The organism is Streptomyces sp. SID14478 (assembly GCF_010548525.1).
Taxonomy (GTDB): Bacteria; Actinomycetota; Actinomycetes; order Streptomycetales; family Streptomycetaceae; genus Streptomyces.
The window spans coordinates 1-20,654 of sequence record NZ_JAAGMG010000211.1 but is presented as its reverse complement, the minus strand read 5'-3'; the positions used below and the strand labels follow the sequence as shown (position 1 = coordinate 20,654).

General features: G+C 69.2%; 16 protein-coding genes, 1 tRNA gene and 1 pseudogene. 8 read left to right on the top strand and 10 right to left on the bottom strand.

The window, feature by feature from the left end; all coding sequences use genetic code 11:
• On the bottom strand, positions 1–1,499 hold a 1,499-nt coding region (locus G3I40_RS07725), incomplete at its 3' end, for a beta-galactosidase family protein (protein ID WP_164301411.1).
• A gap of 137 nt (positions 1,500–1,636) precedes the next feature.
• Here G3I40_RS07725 and G3I40_RS07720 point away from each other — a divergent pair.
• Together G3I40_RS07720 and G3I40_RS07715 are read left to right on the top strand one after the other, a co-directional pair.
• Positions 1,637–2,524, top strand: coding sequence for an AraC family transcriptional regulator (locus tag G3I40_RS07720; protein WP_164301410.1), 888 nt, complete (start codon positions 1,637–1,639; stop codon positions 2,522–2,524).
• Between the two features lie 6 nt (positions 2,525–2,530).
• Positions 2,531–2,881 (top strand): chorismate mutase, encoded by a 351-nt coding sequence (locus tag G3I40_RS07715; protein ID WP_164301409.1) that lies wholly within the window; start codon positions 2,531–2,533, stop codon positions 2,879–2,881.
• Positions 2,882–2,890: 9 nt separating this feature from the next.
• Here the strand turns inward: G3I40_RS07715 and G3I40_RS07710 are convergent, their stop codons facing one another.
• Positions 2,891–3,085 carry a hypothetical protein gene (locus G3I40_RS07710; RefSeq protein WP_164301408.1) on the bottom strand — a complete coding sequence of 65 codons (195 nt, stop codon included), beginning with the start codon at positions 3,083–3,085 and terminating at the stop codon, positions 2,891–2,893.
• Positions 3,086–3,172: 87 nt separating this feature from the next.
• Here G3I40_RS07710 and pepN point away from each other — a divergent pair, with 87 nt between their 5' ends.
• The 3 genes from pepN to G3I40_RS07695 all read left to right on the top strand — a co-directional run bounded on the left by pepN (position 3,173) and on the right by G3I40_RS07695 (position 8,699).
• Positions 3,173–5,686 carry an aminopeptidase N gene (gene pepN / locus G3I40_RS07705; protein ID WP_164301407.1) on the top strand — a complete coding sequence of 838 codons (2,514 nt, stop codon included), beginning with the start codon at positions 3,173–3,175 and terminating at the stop codon, positions 5,684–5,686.
• Between the two features lie 206 nt (positions 5,687–5,892).
• Positions 5,893–7,281, top strand: coding sequence for an aminotransferase class V-fold PLP-dependent enzyme (locus G3I40_RS07700; RefSeq protein WP_164301406.1), 1,389 nt, complete (start codon positions 5,893–5,895; stop codon positions 7,279–7,281).
• Positions 7,278–8,699 carry a SidA/IucD/PvdA family monooxygenase gene (locus G3I40_RS07695; RefSeq protein WP_164301405.1) on the top strand — a complete coding sequence of 474 codons (1,422 nt, stop codon included), beginning with the start codon at positions 7,278–7,280 and terminating at the stop codon, positions 8,697–8,699. Before G3I40_RS07700 ends, G3I40_RS07695 begins: the two co-directional genes overlap by 4 nt.
• 46 nt (positions 8,700–8,745) lie before the next feature.
• Here the strand turns inward: G3I40_RS07695 and G3I40_RS07690 are convergent, their stop codons facing one another.
• Positions 8,746–10,551, bottom strand: a complete 1,806-nt coding sequence (locus tag G3I40_RS07690) for a 5'-nucleotidase C-terminal domain-containing protein (RefSeq protein ID WP_164301404.1) — start codon at positions 10,549–10,551, stop codon at positions 8,746–8,748.
• A gap of 153 nt (positions 10,552–10,704) precedes the next feature.
• On the opposite strand from G3I40_RS07690, the gene G3I40_RS07685 reads away from it, so the two are divergent.
• Entirely contained in the window at positions 10,705–11,412 is a 708-nt protein-coding gene (locus tag G3I40_RS07685) for an SIMPL domain-containing protein (protein ID WP_164301403.1), read from the top strand.
• 168 nt (positions 11,413–11,580) lie between these two features.
• A complete protein-coding gene (pyk, locus tag G3I40_RS07680) occupies positions 11,581–13,017 on the top strand; it encodes a pyruvate kinase (RefSeq protein ID WP_164301402.1) in 1,437 nt (478 codons plus the stop codon).
• Between the two features lie 80 nt (positions 13,018–13,097).
• Here pyk and G3I40_RS07675 read toward each other — a convergent pair.
• Positions 13,098–13,647 (bottom strand): annotated as a pseudogene (locus tag G3I40_RS07675) (helix-turn-helix domain-containing protein); the annotation flags it as partial.
• A 106-nt stretch (positions 13,648–13,753) separates the two neighbouring features.
• A tRNA-Leu gene (locus G3I40_RS07670) sits at positions 13,754–13,826 on the bottom strand.
• A 108-nt stretch (positions 13,827–13,934) separates the two neighbouring features.
• Here G3I40_RS07670 and G3I40_RS07665 point away from each other — a divergent pair.
• The gene (locus G3I40_RS07665; RefSeq protein WP_164301401.1) at positions 13,935–14,591 is read left to right on the top strand and encodes a response regulator; all 657 of its coding nucleotides are present in this window, start codon (positions 13,935–13,937) and stop codon (positions 14,589–14,591) included.
• A gap of 86 nt (positions 14,592–14,677) precedes the next feature.
• On the opposite strand, the gene G3I40_RS07660 is transcribed toward G3I40_RS07665, so the two are convergent.
• The 5 genes from G3I40_RS07660 to G3I40_RS07640 form a co-directional block, all read right to left on the bottom strand.
• A complete protein-coding gene (locus G3I40_RS07660) occupies positions 14,678–15,394 on the bottom strand; it encodes an ABC transporter ATP-binding protein (RefSeq protein WP_164301400.1) in 717 nt (238 codons plus the stop codon).
• A complete protein-coding gene (locus G3I40_RS07655; RefSeq protein WP_164301413.1) occupies positions 15,391–16,227 on the bottom strand; it encodes an ABC transporter ATP-binding protein in 837 nt (278 codons plus the stop codon). The genes G3I40_RS07660 and G3I40_RS07655 overlap by 4 nt, the downstream gene beginning before the upstream one ends.
• Before the next feature lie 5 nt (positions 16,228–16,232).
• The gene (locus tag G3I40_RS07650; protein WP_164301399.1) at positions 16,233–18,017 is read right to left on the bottom strand and encodes a branched-chain amino acid ABC transporter permease; all 1,785 of its coding nucleotides are present in this window, start codon (positions 18,015–18,017) and stop codon (positions 16,233–16,235) included.
• Positions 18,018–18,022: 5 nt separating this feature from the next.
• On the bottom strand, positions 18,023–18,955 hold the full coding sequence (locus G3I40_RS07645) for a branched-chain amino acid ABC transporter permease (protein WP_164301398.1): 933 nt from the start codon (positions 18,953–18,955) through the stop codon (positions 18,023–18,025).
• A 110-nt stretch (positions 18,956–19,065) separates the two neighbouring features.
• Positions 19,066–20,304, bottom strand: a complete 1,239-nt coding sequence (locus tag G3I40_RS07640) for a branched-chain amino acid ABC transporter substrate-binding protein (RefSeq protein WP_203643622.1) — start codon at positions 20,302–20,304, stop codon at positions 19,066–19,068.
• Between the last annotated feature and the right edge of the window lie 350 nt (positions 20,305–20,654).

Here is a 20,654-nt window from a genome sequence, read left to right as displayed (position 1 = left end):
CCGGCCCGCCCCCACGGCAGCGACGCGACCCGCTGCGGCGCGAACGCGTCCAGCCGCAGCCCCCGCGCCCGCACCCCGTGCAGGTACTGCCGCTCGTGCAGCAGACCGCCCGTGATCCCCTTCGGCTCGCCCGTACGCGGCCCGTAGTTGACCCGGCCGAGCGACTCCACCCACAGCTCCACGCGCGCGTGCCCGGCCACCGGCTCCCCGAGGACCGGCTCCTCCTCCGTGAGCACCCCGGCCCGCTCCCCGTCGACGTACACGACCGCGACGTCCCGCAGCCCGCTCGCCCGCAGCGGATACGGCGCCCGCGGCCCCGGCACCGTCACCGCGTACCGCACCAGACCACGGTCCACGTCCAGTTCCTCGAACGACGGCGCCGTCGCGTGCTCCGACTCCGGACCGCCCAGCGCCTCCAGCACCCCCTCCAGCGGCGTGAACGCGGTCAGCTCGGCCGTGACCGGCGCCGCCAGCGCCGCCTGCGGCTCGGGCACCTCGGGCAGCGGCCCGTCCGCGTACCGGCCGAGGATCTCCCGGAACAGCCAGAACTTCTCGGTGGGGCGGCCCCGTTCGTCGACCGGCGCGTCGTAGTCGTACGACGTCACGTCCGGCTGGAGCGCACCGTCGTGCAGCTCACCGGCCCGGTTCGCGCCCGCCCAGCCCCCGAAGCTCGTCCCGCCGTGCGCCATGTACAGATTCACCGACGCCCCGCACTCCAGGATCTCCCGCAGCGCCTCGGCCGCGTCCTGCGGGTCCCGCCGCACCTGCTCGGCGCCCCAGTGGTCGAACCAGCCGCACCAGAACTCCATGCACATCAGCGGACCCTTGGGGCGGTGCCTGCGCAGCGTCGCGAAGCCCTCGCGCGCGCGGGAGCCGAAATTCGCCGTCGCCAGGACGCCCGGCACCGAACCACCCGTCAGCATGTGGTCCTCGGGCCCGTCCGACGTGAACAGCGGCACGCTCACACCCAGTTCGACAAGAAGGTCCGCAAGAGCCCGCAAGTAGAGACCGTCCGAGCCGTAACTGCCGTACTCGTTCTCCACCTGCACCATGATCACCGGGCCGCCCCGGTCGATCTGCCGCCGCGTGATGTGCGGCAACAGCACCCGGAACCAGCGCTCCACCGACGACACGAACTCCGCGTCCCTGGTACGGATCCGCGCTCCCAGCGGCCCCGTCACCCAGTGCGGCAGCCCCCCGTTCTCCCACTCGGCACACATGTAGGGCCCCGGCCGGACGATGACCCACAGCCCCGCCTCCCGCGCCGCGTCGAGGAAGCGGCCCACCGCCGCCACGTCGTGCAGCTCACCCGGCCGCGGCTCGTGCAGGTTCCACGGAACGTACGTCTCCACACAGTTCAGCCCCATCGCCCGCAGCATCCGCAGCCGATGCGCCCACTGCTCCTCGTGGACCCGGAAGTAGTGCAAGGCGCCTGACAGCAGCCGCACCGGCCGACCGTCCACCTCGAAATCGTCCTCGCCCACCCTGAACTCGGCCATTACGTGCTCCTCTGTGCCTGGAAGGCGCCTCGCCCACCGGCCGCCACTTTCACCTCTGGCGGGCGAGCGGGTCCATGGACAAAGATCGGCTGATGTTGGACGGGGACGCCCGCACGAAACACCACGGGAGGGGACACATGTCCACGTACCACACCTGGATGCGGTACTTCACACCCAGCCCGGTCCACCACCGCCTCGGCCTCGTCTGCCTCGGCGTCGGACTCCAGCACGGACTGCTGCCGGCCGTCGGACCCCGCACCCTCGACCACCACGTCGCCGTCGTCGTGACCGCGGGCAGCGGCTGGTTCCAGGCCGCCGACGGCCACCGCACCCCCGTCACCGCACCCGCCCTCCTCTGGCTCACCCCGGGCAGCCCCCACCACTACGGAGCCGACCCCGACCACGGCTGGGACGAGTGCTTCGTCGACTTCACCGGACCCGCCACCGCCACCTACACCGAACTCGGCTACATCGAACCCGACCGGCCCCTCGTACCGCTCTCCGACGCCGCGCAGGCCCGCGCCGCCGTCGGCCGCATCGCCCGCGCCGCCCGCCGCGGCAACCCCCTCCTGGAGGTCGAGACGGGCGCCGCCGTCCACGAACTCCTCGTCGCCCTGCGCCGCGCCCGCGCCGACATGGCCCCCGACGGCGACCCCGTCCTGCAGGCCCTCGCCCGCGACGCCTTCCAGCCGCTGTCCGTCGCCGAACACGCCGCCCGGCACGGCATGACCCCCGCCGAACTGCGCACCGCCGTCCGCAGAGGCGCGGGCTGCAGCCCCAAGGACTACCTCCTCGGCATCCGCCTGGGCCGCGCCAAGGAACTCCTCGCCGCCACCGAACTGCCCGTCGCCGCCGTCGCCCGCCGCGTCGGCTACGACGACCCCGCCTACTTCTCCCGCCTGTTCACCCGCCGCGTCGGCACCGCCCCCGTCCGCTTCCGCGAACAACAGGGCCGCGCCGTACCCGGCGGCTGGTCCGACAAGATCCCCGACCCCGACGACCCACCCATGCTCCACGTAGGCTGACCCGTCATGACCACCAGCAATCCCCAGGCGCAGCCCACCGGCCAGGCCGGTCCGACCGTGGACCCGGCCGTGGTCGCCGAGCTCGGCCGCCTGCGCGACAGCATCGACAACATCGACGCCGCCGTCGTCCACATGCTCGCCGAACGCTTCAAATGCACCCAGCAGGTCGGCCACCTCAAGGCCCACCACGACCTGCCCCCGGCCGACCCGGCCCGCGAGTCCCGGCAGATCGCGCGGCTGCGCCAGCTCGCCGAGAACGCCAAACTCGACCCCGCGTTCGCCGAGAAGTTCCTCACCTTCATCATTTCCGAGGTCATCCGCCACCACGAGCAGATCGCGGAGAACACCAAGAAGTGACCGCGGGGCTCAGCCGCCGAACATCTTGCGGTGGTTCTCGCCCATGACCCAGACGAACCCCACCATCATGGCGACGAAGGCCAGCACCAGCAGCGCCACCACCGCGCCACAGCCCCACAGGACCACGCGCCCCGCCGAACGCCGCCGGTGCGGCACCTCCGTCCCCCGCGACGACCCGGGGTGCCGCCCCCTGCGTATCCCCACGCCCACCGCCTCCTCGTCCCGGCCGCCGCGCTCCGCGACTACGGATCACTGTGGCACCGTGTCCGTGCCATCAGGCAGCATGACCCCATGTCCGTACTGACGCGCGACGAAGCGCAGACCCGAGCCCGGCTCATCGACGTCCAGCAGTACACCGTCGACCTCGACCTCACCCGCGGCGCCGACACCTTCGACTCCCGCACCGCGATCCGGTTCACCGCACGCGCCGCCGGAGACACCTTCGTCGAGCTCAAGCCCGCCGAGCTGCGCTCCGTCACCCTCGACGGACTCCCCCTCGACCCCACCACCCTCGACGGCGACCGGCTGCCGCTGACCGGACTCACCGCCGGCCCCCACGAGCTGCGCTTCGACACCGCCATGCGCTACTCGCACACCGGCGAGGGCATGCACCGCTTCACCGACCCCACCGACGGCGAGACGTACGTCTACACGCAGCTGTTCATGGACGACATCCAGCGCGTCTTCGCCGCCTTCGACCAGCCCGACCTGAAGGCCGTCTTCGACCTCACCGTCACCGCCCCCGACGGCTGGACCGTCCTCGCCAACGGCGTCACCGAACACCTGGGGGAGGGCAGGTGGCAGGCCGCCACCACCCCGCTCCTGTCCACGTACCTCGTCGCCGTCGCCGCCGGCCCCTGGCACTCGGTGCGCACCGAACACCGCGGCCTGCCCTTCGGCCTCCACTGCCGCCGCTCGCTGGCGCCCTACCTGGACGCCGACGCCGACGAGATCCTCGACGCCACGCGCGCGTGCTTCGACCGCTACCACGAGAAGTTCGACGAGCCCTACCCGTTCGACTCCTACGACCAGGCCTTCGTCCCCGAGTTCAACGCCGGCGCCATGGAGAACCCCGGACTCGTCACCTTCCGCGACGAGTTCGTCTACCGCTCCGCCGTCACCGACACCGAACGCCAGACCCGCGCCATGGTCATCGCCCACGAAATGGCCCACATGTGGTTCGGCGACCTGGTCACCCTCAAGTGGTGGGACGACATCTGGCTCAACGAGTCGTTCGCCGAGTACATGGGCTACCAGACCCTCACCGAAGCCACCCGCTTCACCGACACCTGGGTCGACTTCGGCGTCGCCCGCAAGGCCTGGGGCTACGACGCCGACCAGCGCCCCTCCACCCACCCCGTCGCCCCCGAGGCCGTCGAGGACACCGCCTCCGCACTCCTCAACTTCGACGGCATCTCCTACGCCAAGGGCGCCTCCGCTCTACGGCAGCTGGTGACCTGGCTCGGCGAGAAGGACTTCCTCGCCAGCATCAACACCCACTTCAAACGCCACAAGTTCGCCAACGCCACCCTCGCCGACTTCATCGACAGCCTCGCCGCAGGAGCATCCGGCACCGACCGCGACGTCCACGCCTGGGCCGACACCTGGCTGCGCACCACCGGCGTCGACACCCTCACCGGACAGCTCACCGAAGCCGCCGGCGCCCCCGGCGAGCAGGCCCTCACCGTCGCGCGCACCGGCAGCCGCCCCCACCGCATCGCCGTCGGCCTCTACGACCGCGACCCCGCCGACGGCCACGCCTTCGTCCTGCGCGAACGCCTCGACCTCGACGTGCCCGGCGACCCCCACCCCCTCACCGGACCCCGCCCCGCCCTGATCGTCCCCAACGACCAGGACCTCACCTACGCCAAGGTCCGCCTCGACACCGCCTCCGAAGAGGCCGCCCTGCGCGGACTGTCCGGCATCCCCGACCCGCTCACCCGCGCCGTCCTGTGGAACACGCTGCGCGACATGGTCCGCGACGGCCAACTGGCGCCCACCGCCTACCTGCAGACCGTCGGCGCCCACCTCGCGAAGGAGAGCGACCTCGCCCTCGTCCAGGGCGTCCTCACCTTCGCCCACACCCAGGTCGCCGACCGCTACAGCACCCCCGCCGACCGCCCCGCCGCCCTCGACCTGCTCACCACCCTGTGCGAGGACCTCATCCGCCGCACCGAGGACGGCAGCAACCCCGGCCTGCGCCTGACCGCCGTGCGCCACCTCATCGACGCCGCCCGGCACGCCGACGTCATCCGCGGCTGGCTCGACTCCGGCGCCGTCCCCGGCGGCCCCGACCTCGACCCCGAACTGCGCTGGCGCATCCTCGGCCGCCTCAGCGTCCTCGGCACCGTCGACGAAGCCGTCATCGAAGCCGAACTCGCCCACGACCCCAGCGCCACCGGACAGGAAGGCGCCGCCCGCTGCCGCGCCGCCCTGCCCGACCCCCAGGCCAAGGCGGCCGCCTGGGACGCGATGTTCACCACCGACCCCGACCACGACCTGTCCAACTACCTGTTCACCGCCACCGCCCAAGGCTTCTGGCAGCCCGAACAGACCGACCTGCTGCGCCGCTACGTACCCCGCTACTTCACCGACGCCCGCACCCTCGCCGACCGCCGCGGCCCCGCCATCGCCGAAGCCGTCGGACGCTACGCGTTCCCCGCGTACACCATCGACACCGACACCCTCCGCCTCGGCGAACAGACCCTCACCGACGGCGCGCCCACCCCGGCCCTGCGCCGCAAGCTCGCCGACCAACTCGACGACCTCGCAAGGGCATTGAAGGTACGCCAGGCGCAGGCCTGAGCCGCACACCCCGGGGCGCGGCAACCACCGCCGCGCCCCGCACGCCACCGCGCTTATACACCACCAACTGGCTTTCCCCGCACACGAATACCCCTTTCGGGTCTTCCTGCCGCAATCCCCGAGGGCCCCCTTCCCGAAGGTCCAAGACTGGTGCACCACGGCCGCCGCACGGCAGCCCACCGGCCACGCACCCGAAGGACCCGCACATGAGCACCCTGCCGCCCCTCGCCGGAGGCACCCAGGGCCCCGACGCCCTGCGGCCCCTGCTCAGCACCGTCCTCGACGCCCTCCACGAAGGCGCCACCCGCCGCGGCGGCCCCCTCCCCGCCGGCGGCCCCGACACCGTCGCCGCCCGACTCCGCGACCAGGCAGGCACCCTGCTCCCCGAGCACGGCACCGGCGCCGACGACGCCCTGCGCACCCTCGTCACCGCCCTCACCGAAGGCGCCGCCGACCCCGCCGACCCCCTGTGCGCCGCCCACCTGCACTGCCCGCCGCTCGCCGTCGCCACCGCGGCCGACCTCGCCGCGAGCGCCCTCAACCCCTCCATGGACTCCTGGGACCAGGCCCCCGCCGCCTCCACCCTCGAAGACCTCCTGACCACCACCCTCGCCCGCGAGACCTACGGCGCACACGCCGACGCCGACGCCCTCGTCACCACCGGCGGCACCGAAGCCAACCAACTCGCCGTCCTCCTCGCCCGGGAGACGAACCGCCACCCCGCCCCCGTCCGGCTCCTCGTCGGCGCCAACGCCCACCACAGCCTGCCCCGCGCCGCCTGGCTCCTCGGCCTGCCCGACCCCCTCACCGTGCCCGCCCCCAACGGCACCCTCGACCCGGCCGCCCTCGACGAGGCACTCACCGACCTGCCGGGCCCCCAACTCGTCGCCGCCACCGCGGGCACCACCGACGCCGGCCTCATCGACCCGCTCCCCGAGATCGCCGACGTCTGCGAACGACACGGCGCCCGCCTCCACGTCGACGCCGCCTACGGAGCGGGCCTGCTGTTCAGCGCCCGCCACCGCGCCAAGCTCGACGGCCTCACCCGCGCCCACACCATCACCCTGGACCTGCACAAACTCGGCTGGCAGCCCGTCGCCGCAGGCCTCCTCGCCGTACGCGACAAGGCCGACGTCCACGCCCTCACCTGCCAGGCCGACTACCTCAACGCCGACGACGACACCGAAGCGGGCCTGCCCGACCTCCTCGGCCGCTCCCTGCGCACCACCCGCCGCCCCGACATCCTCAAGATCGCCGTCACCCTCAAAGCCCTCGGCCGCACCGGACTCGCCGCCCTCACCGACCACGTCGTCGCCCTCGCCCACCACTTGGCCCGGCTCATCGACGTACACCCCGCATTCGAGCTGTACGACACCCCCACCCTGTCCACCGTCCTGTTCCGGCCCACCGGCGCGAGCGACGCACGCCTCGCCGCGATCCGCCGGAACCTGCTCACCGAAGGCCGCGCCGTCCTCGGCCGCGCCCGCACCGACGACGGACGGCTCTGGCTCAAGGCCACCCTGCTCAACCCCCACGCCCAACCCGCCGACCTCGAAGCCCTCCTGAAACTGGTGGAAGGACACACCCCCCGATGAGCGCCCCGCACCCCGCCCCGCCCACCGAAGCACCCCGCGACCTCGTCGGCATCGGCATCGGCCCCTTCAACCTCTCCCTCGCCGCCCTCGCGCACCCCCTCACCGAACTCGACACCGCCTTCTACGAACAGAGCCCCGCCTTCCACTGGCACCCCGGCCTGCTCATCGACGGCGCCACCCTCCAAGTCCCGTTCCTCGCCGACCTGGTGACCCTCGCCGACCCCACCAGCAACTGGACCTTCCTCAACTACCTCAAGACCCGCGAACGCCTCTTCCCCTTCTACTTCGCCGAGCGCTTCCACATCCAGCGCACCGAGTACGACGCCTACTGCCGCTGGGTCAGCGAGAACCTCCCCGGACTCCACTTCTCCCACCAGGTCGACGCCGTCCGCTGGAACCCCGAACGCACCCTGTTCGAAGTCGACTTCACCCAGCTCGACACCGACGGAGAAGCCGAAGCGCTCGGCCGCACCTACACCAAGAACATCGCCCTCGGCGTCGGCACCGCGCCCTACGTCCCCGAACCGCTCAAGCCCCTCGCCGACGCCCCCACCGTCCCCGTCATCCACTCCGCCGACTACCTCACCCACCGCGCCCGCCTGCTCGCCGCCGACCACATCACCGTCATCGGCAGCGGCCAGTCCGGCGCCGAGATCTTCCTCGACCTCCTCAGGAACCGCCCCGCAGGCCACGAGAAGCTCCACTGGCTCGCCCGCACCGAAGCGTTCGCACCCATGGAGTACAGCAAGCTCGGCCTCGAACACTTCACGCCCGACTACACCCACTACTTCCACGGGCTCCCCGAAGCCGAGCGCGACCGCCTCGTCCCCGCCCAATGGCAACTCCACAAGGGCATCGACGCCGACACCATCGCCGCCCTCCACGACGAGCTCTACCAGCGCACCCTGCACGGCGGCTGGCCCGACGCCACCCTCACCCCCGGCGTCAGCGTCCGCACCGCGGGCCGCGTCGCCACCACCAAGATCGAACTCCACCTGGAGCACCGCGGCCAGGGCACCCGCTCCCGCCTCACCACCGACGCCGTCGTCCTCGCCACCGGCTACAAGGAGCGCCCCCTCGGCCAACTCCTCGCCGGCCTCGACCCCTACATCCGCCGCGACAGCGCCGAACGCCCCCGCATCGACGAACAGTTCCGCCTCGTCCTCGACCCCTCCGTACAAGGCTCCGTCTACGTACAGAACGCCGAACGCCACACCCACGGCGTCGGCGCCCCCGACCTCGGCCTCGCCGCCTGGCGCAGCGCCACCATCCTCAACACCCTGACCGGCAAGGACCCCTACCCCCAGCCGCAGCGCACCGCCTTCACCACCTTCGGCCTCACCGGACACGAAAGCCGCGCCCCCCGGCCCGGACACCAGGCAGGGGAGCGCGGCACCATGGTCAAACTCCAGGGCTAGGGCCTGTCTGGGGGGGACCCCAAGACAGGCCCTACCGGCTCACGCGCTAGAACACCGGCGTCCCGTCCCGCGTCAACCGCCAGTCCACCGACGCGAAATCGGCCGGGTCGAGGACGCCCTTCGCCGTCACCCACTCCGCGATCCGCGTCCGGATCTCCGTCGACTCCGACCACAACTCCTGCGCCGTCGCCACCCCCGGGAACGCACCGCCACCGTTCGCCCGGTAGTTGTTCACCGCGAACACGAACCGCGCCGCATCGTCCAGATCCGCACCCTCGAACTTCAGGTTCTTGATCCGCGACCCCGCCGGCTGCGCGATGTCGATGTCGTACGAAACCCCCAACACGTAGTCGTAGTTGTAGTCCGGCCGGTCACCCGCGTTCGTGATCTTGTCGACGTCCACCACCGCGTCCGCCGCCGTCTGCACGTAGTACTCCGCCGAGAACTCCAGGTACGCCCGCACCTGCGCCCCCGTCATCAACTTCGCCACCAGCGTGTTGTCGTACACGTACAGGCCGGACAGATCACGGATCGTCACGTCACCGGCCGGGATCTGCGACGTACGCGAGAACGGCGAGGCCTGCGACAGCACCGGAAGCGACGCGTACTCGGTCGACTTCAGCGCCTGAGTCACCACATCGGCCTGCACCTTGTTGATCAGATCGATGATCGGCGCGTCCTTGTAGCGGGCATCCACCGTGGTCAGCGTCGTCGTCGCCCGACCCACCACCTGGTTCACGTACTTCACGACCAGCGCGTGCTCGTCCCGCAGCAGCTTCGTGATCTTCGGATCGTCGGCCACCGCATTCGTGTTGAGCAACGTCGACGACACCGACGCCACCGACCAGCGCCCCTTCTCCCACTCCACCTCGAAGTCGAACAGCGCGAGCCGCTCCGCGAAGCACAACGGCTCCGCGAGAACCACCGTCTTGCCCGTCTCCTCGTTCGTCACCAGCTGCTGCTCGATCTCCACGTGCGCGTGCCCGACGAGAATCGCGTCGATCCCCGGCACCGACCTCGCCACGTTCGCCGCCGCGTTCTCCACGTACGGCAACTGATCGCCCCACGACGACGTACCCGACGCCCCCGTGTGCGCCGACACGATCACCACGTCCGCCCCCATCGAACGCAGCTTCGGCACCCACAGCGCGGCCTGCTCCTCGATACCGGGGAACTTCAGCACACCCTGCACGTACGCCTTGTCCCAGATCGCGATCCCCGGATTCGTCAGCCCCAGGATCGCCACCTTCACGTCCCTGCCGTGCGGCGTACGCAGCTTTTTGATGACGTACGGCCGGAACGCCGGCTTCTCCGTCTTCGCGTCCACCGCGTTCGCACCGAGCAGCGGGAACATCAACTGCGACTCGAACTTCCGCAGCGTGTCGATGCCGTAGTTGAACTCGTGGTTGCCGAGCGCCGCCGCGTCGTAGCCGATCGCGTTCATCGCCTGCGCCATCGGATGCACCGGACCGTCCGCCGCGGTGATCGGCTCCACGCGCGCGTAGTAGTACGTCAGCGGCGTGCCCTGGATCGTGTCACCCGCGTCGATCAGCAGCGTGTTCCCCCGGCCCTTCTCCTCGCGCACCTGCCGCACCAGCGTCGAGATCCGCGACAGCCCCTGCGCGTTGCCCGCCTCGTCCGCGTACGCGGCATCCTTGTAGTAGTCCCAGTTGAAGACATGACCGTGCAGATCGGTCGTGCCCATCACGGTGAAGGAATACCGCTTGGACTTCCCCGGCCCGCGCCCCCGTACCGCGGCCTCGGCGGCCGGCGCGGCCACGGCGCCGGTCAGGGCCACCCCCACACCCGTCGCGGCGGACCGACCCAGAAACCTTCTGCGGTTCAACGGCATCACTGCACTCCTCACGGCACAACTGATGAGACCAACCCACGGGCAACGCGCGTAGATCCCAGGATTCTGGCGCCAACCCCCCCACACGCAACACCCCCCACAGGTTGCGATCAGATGACCGCCCCCGTCAGCACCCGGTGAGACAGTGGGCCCATGACGCCCACACCCCCCGAAGCCACCCCATACGGCACCCCCCACGCCCCCCGCCTCGCCGTCACCGGCGAAGCCCGCCTCGAAGCCGACCCCGAACTCGCCCGCATCGGCATCACCGTCACCGCCCGCGGCACCGACCGCCGCACCGCCCTCGACGACCTCACCCGCCGCAACACCGGCGTCCTCGACCTCATCAAGACCTACGGCGAAGCCGTCGAGACCCTCGAAACGGGCGCCCTGTCCCTCAGCCCCGAATTCACCAAACACGGCCGCGGCGAACGCATCCGCACCTACCACGGCAGCGTCCACATCACCGCCGAACTCACCGACTTCACCGCCCTCGGCGAACTCACCACCCGCCTCGCCGACCTCGACCTCACCCGCGTCGACGGCCCCTGGTGGTCCCTGCGCGCCACCTCACCCGTCCACGCCCAGGCCCGCCGACAAGCCGTCCGCGCAGCCGTCCAGCGCGCCCGCGAATACGCCGAAGCCCTCGGCACCACCCTCGCCGCCCTCGTCGAACTCGCCGACACCGGCGCCGATGACCACTCCTGGATGCAGCACGAAGGCCCCCGCGGCATGGCCCGCGCCGCCTACGCCGGAGCACCCGCCGACGACACCGCCCCACCCCTCGACCTCGAACCCCAGCGCCAACACGTACGCGCCGAGGTCACCGCACGCTTCACCATGAACCCACCCGCACTCTGAGAACCCACCCACGCCCCGAACGGAATCCGCTCATCGGAGCAGGGGAGCGCGCAAATTCAAAACTTGGTGACTACAAAGCGTTCCTTGTCAATAACCCTTCATACAAAGGTTGTTGAGTAGTCATGCCCGGCCAATTCTCTACCCGCCAGTAGGGCCTAGGCTCGAAACATGCGCCGAGCAAAGATCGTCTGTACCTTGGGCCCCGCCACCGACTCGTACGAGCAGATCAAGGCACTCGTAGAAGCCGGAATGGACGTAGCCCGCTTCAACCTCAGCCACGGCACCTACGCCGAACACGAGGAGCGCTACCAGCGCGTGCGAAAGGCCTCCGACGAGACCGGCCGCAGCGTCGGCATCCTCGCCGACCTTCAAGGCCCGAAGATCCGACTCGGCCGCTTCAGCGAAGGCCCCGTACTCCTTGAACGCGGCGACGAGTTCACCATCACCGTCGAAGACGGCATCCAAGGCGACCGCCAGCGCTGCGGCACCACCTACGACGGCCTCGCCGGCGACGTCACCCCCGGCGAACGCATCCTCGTCGACGACGGCAAAGTCAGCCTCGAAGTCACCGGAGTCGACGGACCCCGCGTCCGCACCCGCGTCATCGAAGGCGGCATGGTCTCCGACCACAAAGGCCTCAACCTCCCCGGCGTCGCCGTCTCCGTCCCCGCCCTCTCCGGCAAGGACGAAGCAGACCTCCGCTGGGCCCTGCGCACCGGAGCCGACATCATCGCGCTCTCCTTCGTCCGCAGCGGACGCGACATCGAAGACGTCCACCGCATCATGAACGAAGAAGGCCGCCGGCTCCCCGTCATCGCCAAGGTCGAAAAACCCCAAGCGGTCGACAACATCGAGGACATCGTCGCCGCATTCGACGGCATCATGGTCGCCCGCGGCGACCTCGGCGTCGAAATGCCCCTCGAACAAGTCCCGATCGTCCAAAAGCGCGCCATCAAACTCGCCAAGCGCAACGCCAAACCCGTCATCGTCGCCACCCAAATGCTCGACTCGATGATCGACAACTCCCGCCCCACAAGGGCCGAAGCGAGCGACGTCGCCAACGCCGTCATCGACGGCACCGACGCCGTCATGCTCTCCGGCGAAACCAGCGTCGGCAAATACGCCATCGAGACCGTCAAGGTCATGGGCCGCATCGTCGAAGCCGCCGAGGAAGACATCCTCGCCAAGGGCCTGCCCCCGCTCACCGACCGCAACAAGCCCCGCACCCAGGGCGGCGCCGTCGCCCGAGCGGCGGCGGAGATGGGCGACTTCCTCGGCGCCAAGTTCCTCGTCGCCTTCACCCAGTCCGGCGACACGGTCAAGCGCCTCTCCCGCTACCGCTCGCCGATCCCGCTCCTCGCCTTCACCCCCGAGGCGGCCACCCGCTCCCAGCTCAACCTCACCTGGGGCGTGGAGACCTTCCTCGGCCCGCACGTCGACTCGACCGACGCCATGGTCTCCCAGGTCGACGAACAACTCCTGAAGATCGGCCGCTGCCAGAAGGGCGACATCGTCGTCATCACCGCCGGCTCCCCGCCCGGCGTCTCCGGCTCCACCAACCTCGTCCGCGTCCACCACATCGGCGAGGACGACAGCCCCAAGTAGCCTCCCCGCACACGCAGTTGGGGCCGCACCCCGTCGGGTAGGGTGCGGCCCCCACGCATGGGCCCGATCCCCGGCGTTCAGTGCGTGATGCGGCATCCGTCGGAATGGATCAGGCCGCGGACGAACTCCCAGGGGTGGGCGTTGACGATCTGCTGCTGCCAGGGTTCGAGCGCGATCCTGCGGGTGTGCTTCATGCCGGGGCCGTGCTGGGGGAAGAGGTACGGCCAGTGCTTGCTGTAGCCGGTCACGTACTGGCAGCCCTGTCGCTGTACGCGGAAGACCTGGTTGTCCGGGCGGATGGCTTGCACGGCCTCGGCGCACAGCTCGATCAGCCCGGGCCAGGCGTCGGCGCATGCGATGCGCAGAAAAATGGGTGCCGTTCGGCAGATGGCTGATGCAGCCGTCGCCGAGGTGGAGCCCGAGCAGGTACGCGTACGCCACCGTGTCGTCAGGTGGTCTCGGCTCGCCCTGGCACCGGGGGCACTCCGTGACGTTTTGGAGGGGCTCGATGCGGAGTTGCCAGGACCGGATCGCGGCCCGCGAGATCCCGATCTCCTTGCTCACGGAGTTCAGGCTGCGGCCCTGCGCGACCAGCGCGAGCGCCCGCTTGCGTGTGGCCATGTCGTACATGGAGACACTGTGCGTTGCTGATCATGACGCTGCGCAGCGAAAAGCGGATGTTCACGAGAATGTGGACATCCGCTTCCAGTGGGCAACCTTCGAATCGAAGGAAAAGTACCCCGAGTCGGATTCGAACCGACGCTGTATGGGTTTTGAATCCATTGCCTCTACCGCTGGGCTACCGGGGCTTGCCTGTGAATTCCAGGTTGGTGGCCACCCACTGCGACATCACCTTACCGCAGCTAGGTAGGCTCTTGTCAGCAGACCCCCGCCCTGCATAACCAAGGAGCGCCCCCGTGACCGCCCCCGAGTCGCCCCAGCCCGCTGACGCCGCCGACGACGACAAGTCGCACGTCCCGCCGCTGACGACCCGTGTCGTCATCGCCGAGGACGAGGCACTGATCCGCCTCGACCTGAAAGAGATGCTCGAGGAAGAGGGCTACACCGTCGTGGGTGAGGCCGGTGACGGTGAGCAGGCGGTCGAGCTGGCCCGTGAGCACAAGCCCGACCTCGTGATCCTCGATGTGAAGATGCCGAAGCTGGATGGCATCAGTGCGGCGGAGAAGATCGCGGAGGAGTCGATCGCCCCGGTTCTCATGCTGACGGCGTTCTCGCAGCGTGACCTCGTCGAGCGGGCCCGTGACGCGGGTGCGATGGCGTATCTCGTGAAGCCGTTCAGCAAGAGCGATGTCGTGCCGGCGATCGAGATGGCGGTCTCGCGGTTCACGGAGCTGAAGACGCTGGAGCAGGAGGTCGCGGACCTCACGCAGCGGCTGGAGACGCGCAAGCTGGTGGACCGGGCGAAGTCGATTCTGCAGACGGAGTACGGGCTGACGGAGCCTGCCGCGTTCCGGTGGATCCAGAAGACGTCGATGGATCGTCGTCTGTCGATGCAGCAGGTGGCCGAGGCGGTCATCGAGGATGCCGCGGAGAAGAAGGCGTCGAAGGGCTGATCACCCTTCTGGTTCGTGCGTGTACGCAGCTGTGGCCGCGCCCCTCGAAAGGGGCGCGGCCACAGCTGCGTAGCGGCTGGAAGAACTCAGTCCTCGCCGAGGTAGGCCTTGCGGACCGATTCGTCGTGGAGGAGGTCCTGGCCGGTTCCGGAGAGGGCTATCGAGCCGACTTCCATCACGTGGCCGTGGTCGGCCAGGGAGAGTGCCGCCTGGGCGTTCTGCTCGACGAGGAGGATCGTCGTGCCCTGGGACTTGAGTTCGGCGATGGTCGCCATGATCTTCTGCATCATGATGGGCGAGAGGCCCATGGAGGGCTCGTCGAGCATCAGGAGTTTGGGTTGGGACATCAGTGCCCGTCCCATGGCGAGCATTTGCTGCTCGCCGCCTGAGAGGGTGCCTGCCGCCTGCTTTCGTCGTTCGCCCAGGATGGGGAAGAGGTCGTAGGCGCGTTGCAGGTCTTTGGTGACGCCTGCCGGGTCCTTGCGGAGGAACGCGCCGAGCTGGAGGTTCTCGGCGATGGAGAGGCGGGGGAAGATTCTCCGGCCTTCCGGTGAATGTGCGAGGCCCATGGCGACGATCTTGTGCGCGGGGACGCCGTTGAGGGGCTGTCCGTTGAACATGATCTTGCCGCTGAGGGGCTTGAGGAGCCCGGACAGGGTGCGCAGGGTGGTCGTCTTGCCGGCGCCGTTGGTGCCGATGAGGGTGACGACCTGGCCTTCTTCGACGGTGAAGGAGATTCCTTTGACGGCTTCGATCTTGCCGTAGGCGACCTTGAGGTCTTCGACTTCCAGCAGGGCGGTCACTGGTTGTCTCCTTCCGCGTGGGCTTCGGCGGCCTGTACCGCTTCGAGCGAGGCGTCCTCGGGGGCGCCCTCGAAGGGGGTGCCGAGGTAGGCGGCGATGACGCGTTCGTCGCCTTGGACGACCTCGCTCGTCCCTTCCACCAGCTTCTCTCCCTGCACCAGGACGGCGACGCGGTCGCAGAGGTTGAAGATGAAGCGCATGTCGTGCTCGATGACGAGGACGGCGATGCCGGTGTCGCGGATGGCGAAGACCAGCTCTTCGGTGGCGCGGGTCTCCTGGGGGTTCATGCCCGCGGTGGGCTCGTCGAGGAGCAGCAGGCCCGGTTCGCTCGCCATGGCGCGGGCGATTTCGAGCTTGCGCTGTTCGCCGTAGGGGAGGCTGCGGGCGAGGTGGTCCTTCTTGTGTGCCAGGCCGATGAACTCGAGGAGTTCCATGGCGCGTTCCTCGGATGCGCGTTCGGCCTTCTTGAAGCCGGGGCCGCGCAGGAGTGCTGACCACAGGCCTTCTTTGGTCCTGGTGTGGCGTCCTACGAGGACGTTCTCCAGGACGGTCATGTTGGCGAAGAGGCGGATGTTCTGGAAGGTGCGGGCCATGCCGGCCTGGGTGACCAGGTGGGGTTTGGCGGGCAGGACGGTGCCCTTGTAGCTGACCTTGCCTTCGGTGGGGATGTAGAGGCCGGTGAGGCAGTTGAAGAAGGTGGTTTTTCCTGCGCCGTTGGGGCCGATGAGGCCGACGATCTCGCCTTCGTTGACGGTGAGGTCGACGGAGCGTACGGCGGTGAGGCCGCCGAAGCGCATGGTGACGCCGTTGGCTTCCAGCACGGTGTTCGTCATGGTGGTCACGCCCCTGCCTTGGTCGCCTTGGTGGCGCCGATGGTGCCTTCGGGCAGGCTTTGTTGTTCGGGGATGTCGAGTTGGCCGGTCTCGTGGAATTCGAGTTGGCGGCGGCGGTTGGCGATGATGCCTTCGGGGCGGAAGCGCATGAGGAGGACGAGTGCGATGCCGAAGGCGAGGAGTTCGTAGTTCTGGAGGAAGCTGAGTTTCTCCGGGATGAGGTAGAGCAGGCTCGCGCCGAGCAGGGGGCCGCTCACCGTTCCCATGCCGCCGAGGACCACTGCTGCCAGCAGGAACGCAGAGTTGGGCGGTGCGGCGCCGGCGAACTGGTAGGGGGTCGGGACGACGGAGTAGCTGACGTGGGCGCTGACGGTGCCGGCGAGGCCGGCGAGTGCGGCGCCGAGGGCGAAGGCGATGAGCTTGACGCGGAAGCCGTTGATTCCCATGGCTGTCGCTGCTGTTTCGTCTTCGCGGATGGCGACCCAGGAGCGGCCGATGCGGGAGTCGGCGGCGCGGGTGAAGACCAGCACGACGATGGCCGTGAAGATCAGCATGAGCAGGAAGTAGTTGGCGAAGCGGCCGAGGGTGAACCCGGCGAGGTCGTGCGGGTTCCCGAAGTTGAATCCGAAGATTTCGAGGTCGGGGATGTTGGCGATGCCGTTGGGGCCGTTGGTGATGTCGGGGCCGGAGGAGCCGTCGAGGTTGTTGACGGCGATGCGGAAGATCTCTCCGAAGCCGAGCGTCACGATGGCGAGGTAGTCGCCGCGCAGGCGCAGGGTGGGTGCGCCGATGAGGATGCCGAAGACGAGGGAGGCGCCCATGCCGACCAGTACGGCTGCCCAGAACGGGAATTGGGTGCCGGTGAAGCGGGAGTACTCGGAGCCCGAGACCAGGGCGGCCGCGTAGGCGCCGACGCCGAGGAAGGCGACGTAGCCGAGGTCGAGGAGGCCGGTGAGGCCGACGACGATGTTGAGGCCGAGGGCGACGGTGGCGAAGATGAGGATGTTGACGCCGATGTTGGCGTTGTGGTCCTCGGACTGGGTGAAGGGGAAGATCGCCGCGGCGAGGAACGCCATGGAGGTGGCGAAGCCCTTGTGGCGGGCGTTGAGGCCGGCGAAGCGGTCGGTGAGGCCGGCGCTGAAGAGGGCCCAGGCGGCGAACAGGACGAGCAGCATGAAGCCCGAGAACGTCTCGCCGTGTTCGTCGTCGGGGGTGCCGATGCCGTAGGTGAAGACGATGAGGCCGAGGGCGAGCGAGAGGGTGATGGTGATGCGCTCGACCCAGGGGGCCACGGTGGTGGCGCGGGGGATGGCGTCGGCCTTGGCGAAGTAGGACTTCCAGGTGTCGCCGGGGCGGGGCAGGCCGAGGGCGCCGAGGACGGGGAGGAGGGAGGCGACGGCGGCGACGTAGCCGCCGGGTTCGAGGTTGGCGAGGCCGCCGAGGTCGAAGGTGATGGCGAGGACCGTGTACCAGGTGACGGCGAAGGCGGCCAGGGCCATGAGGAGGACGGGGTTGGTGGCGCGGGCGGGGTTGAGCCAGCGCAGTCCTCGTACGTTCCAGAGGGTGAGGGCGTAGAGGAGGGTGAGGAGGCCGCCGGTGAGGGTGAGGAGTTGGAGGCCCGCGGGGTAGCCGGTGACGGTGAGGTCGCCGGGGAACTGCGCGGTCCAGGTCCAGGCGAGCATGGTGCTGGCGAGGGTGGCTACGGCGCCGATGGCGATGAGCAGGCGGGCGGCGTTCTCCGGGAGCGGGATGACGGGTGCGCCTTTGGTGGCGCGGATGGTGTCGGTCATGCCGTTCACGCCCTGTCCGCGACGCGTTCTCCGAGTAGGCCTTGTGGCCTGAAGAGGAGGACGAGGATGAGGAGGATGAAGGCCCATACGGAGGCCCAGCCCTGGCCGCCGAACTGTTCCATGCCGGGGATGTCGGCGATGTAGGCGGTGGCGAGTCCTTCGGCGAGGCCGAGGACGAGGCCGCCGAGCATGGCGCCGTAGATGTTGCCGATGCCGCCGAGGACGGCGGCGGTGAAGGCCTTGAGGCCGGCGACGAAGCCCATGTCGTAGGTGACGCTGCCGACGCGGAAGCCGTAGGCGACGCCGGCGACGGCGGCGAAGAAGCCGCCGATGGCGAAGGCGATGACGATGATCTTGTTGGTGTCGATGCCCATGAGCTGGGCGGTGTCCGGGTCCTGCGCGGTGGCCTGCATGGCGCGTCCGGTGCGGGAGGTGCGGACGAAGAAGGCGAGGGCCGCCATGCACAGGGGGGCGGCTATGAGGACGAAGAGCTCACCGGACTGGATCTTGAGGTTGTCGGTGATGTTGTAGGGGCCGCCGGGGAGTTGGGGGAACTTCCGGGCGTTGTCGGCCTCGGGGTACCAGTTGAAGACGGCCTGCTGGAGGGCGAGGGAGAGGCCGATGGCGGTGATGAGGGGTGCGAGGCGTGGGGCGCCTCGGAGTGGTCGGTAGGCGAACCGTTCCGCTCCCACCGCGATGAGGACGGCGATGAGGCCGCCTCCGATGAGCATCAGGGGGAGGGCAATCCACATGGATATGCCGTCGGGCAGGATGAGATAGGTGGTGAGGGCGCCGAAGCCGCCCGTCATGAAGATCTCACCGTGGGCGAAGTTGATGAGCTGGACGATGCCGTACACCATCGTGTAACCGATGGCGATCAGCCCGTACATCGAGCCGAGAATCAGCCCGTTGGCCAGCTGTTGCGGCAGGGTGTGCACCGCATGGCCTCCATGTGGGTGCGGAGAGTGACTGGGGAGAGAGATCGGGCCGCGCGGTGACGGGTCGTCGTGGCCGCGCGGCCCGGGTGCTGCTTCAGGCTGATGTGGTGTCAGCTGGCGTTGTACGTGCCGGTCTTGACGGACTTCCAGGCACCCTTGGTGGCTTGGTACAGGGTGAGCTGCTTGTTCTTGGTGTCGCCGTACTCGTCGAAGCCGACGGGTCCTGCGATGCCCTCGAAGCTGATCTTCTGGACCTCGTCGACGACCTTCTGGCGGGCGTCGGCCGGGACCTTGCCGTCCTTCACGACGTTGCCGACGGCCTTGATGAGGGCCGTGGCGGCGTCGTAGGAGTAGCCGCCGTAGGTGCCGTAGTCGCCCTTGTACTTGCCGGCCTTGTACTTGTCGATGAAGTCCTTGGCGGCGGGCAGGGTGTCGACGGGGACGCCGACGGAGGTGACGAGGTCGCCTTCGGCGGCCTTGCCGGCGGTCTTGATGTAGGTCGGGGTGAACATGCCGTCGCCACCCATGAGCGGGATCTTGGCGCCGGCGTCCTTGAGCTGCTTGGTGAGGACCTGCGACTCGTCGTACTGCCCGCCGTAGTAGAGCAGTTCGGCGCCGGAGTTCTTCACCTTCGTGACGAGGGTGGCGAAGTCCTTGTCGCCGACGTTGACGTGGTCGGTGGCGACGACCTTGCCGCCCTGCTCCTTGAACTTCTTGGCGAAGATGCCGGCGAGGCCTGCGCCGTAGGTCTGCTTGTCGTCGACGACGAAGACCTTCTTCTTCTTGAGCGTCTTGTAGACGTAGTCGGCGGAGAATCCGCCCTGCACCTCGTCGGTGATGGCGGTGCGGAAGTACGTCTTGAAGGGGCGGGTCTTGGTGCCGGAGACCCAGTTCTTGCCCTGGGTGAGCTCGGGGGCCGTGTTGGACGGCGAGATCTCGGCGAGGTTCGCGGAGGCGAAGACCTTCTGCATGGTCTGTGCGACACCGGAGTTGAGGGGGCCGACGACGCCGAGCACGTCCTTGTTGGCGACGAGCTCGGAGGCGTTCTGCTGACCGGTCGGCGGCAGGGCCTTGTCGTCGAGCGCCTTGACCTCGAAGGTGACACCGGGGACGAGCTTCTTGTCGTTGGCGTCCTTGACGGCGATCTCCACACCGGACTTGATGCCGAGGCCGGTGGCGGAGTTCTGGCCGGTCAGGGGCGCGTCGACGCCGATGACGACGGTGGTGTTGCTGCCGCCTTTGTCGCCACCGTCACCCTTGTCGTCGCGCGATCCGCAGGCGGTAAGCGTGAGTGCTCCGGTGGTGAGCACGGTGGTGAGTATGAGCAGAGAACGGTGTCGCACGATCATTCCTCTCCCTGGCGCGGCTCCCGGGTCGGGGGCCGTGTGTCTCGCCGGGCCGTACTGAGTGGTACAGGGGCCGTGCAATGGACGCGCCCGGCGGCGCGGTGACTGGCCGTGACTATAAGCGCAGGTAGGGGGGTGGGGGAGCTGCGGTGGGCAGGCTGTGACGCTCTTGTTATGCCGGGGGGAGTTCGGGTGGGTGCAGTGTGGACGATTGGGGCGTAAGCGGATAGGGGGCACGGGCATCGAGTTGTTCACATAGCGAGAACTCCCTGTTCCGCTACGGCACTTGAGTTGATCTTGATCGCCGTGGGGCGCGCGGTCGCGATGCGCGCGCCGGGGGCGCGGGCCGGCCG

What these genes read in the sequence shown, in the direction of transcription:
- G3I40_RS07685 (WP_164301403.1), top strand. Translation starts at nt 10,705, where the DNA reads ATGACGCCCACACCCCCCGAAGCCACCCCATACGGCACCCCCCACGCC.
- G3I40_RS07715 (WP_164301409.1), top strand. Translation starts at nt 2,531, where the DNA reads ATGACCACCAGCAATCCCCAGGCGCAGCCCACCGGCCAGGCCGGTCCG.
- G3I40_RS07650 (WP_164301399.1), bottom strand. Translation starts at nt 18,017, where the DNA reads ATGACCGACACCATCCGCGCCACCAAAGGCGCACCCGTCATCCCGCTC.
- G3I40_RS07700 (WP_164301406.1), top strand. Translation starts at nt 5,893, where the DNA reads ATGAGCACCCTGCCGCCCCTCGCCGGAGGCACCCAGGGCCCCGACGCC.
- pyk (WP_164301402.1), top strand. Translation starts at nt 11,581, where the DNA reads ATGCGCCGAGCAAAGATCGTCTGTACCTTGGGCCCCGCCACCGACTCG.
- G3I40_RS07720 (WP_164301410.1), top strand. Translation starts at nt 1,637, where the DNA reads ATGTCCACGTACCACACCTGGATGCGGTACTTCACACCCAGCCCGGTC.
- pepN (WP_164301407.1), top strand. Translation starts at nt 3,173, where the DNA reads ATGTCCGTACTGACGCGCGACGAAGCGCAGACCCGAGCCCGGCTCATC.
- G3I40_RS07695 (WP_164301405.1), top strand. Translation starts at nt 7,278, where the DNA reads ATGAGCGCCCCGCACCCCGCCCCGCCCACCGAAGCACCCCGCGACCTC.
- G3I40_RS07640 (WP_203643622.1), bottom strand. Translation starts at nt 20,304, where the DNA reads ATGATCGTGCGACACCGTTCTCTGCTCATACTCACCACCGTGCTCACC.
- G3I40_RS07690 (WP_164301404.1), bottom strand. Translation starts at nt 10,551, where the DNA reads ATGCCGTTGAACCGCAGAAGGTTTCTGGGTCGGTCCGCCGCGACGGGT.
- G3I40_RS07655 (WP_164301413.1), bottom strand. Translation starts at nt 16,227, where the DNA reads ATGACGAACACCGTGCTGGAAGCCAACGGCGTCACCATGCGCTTCGGC.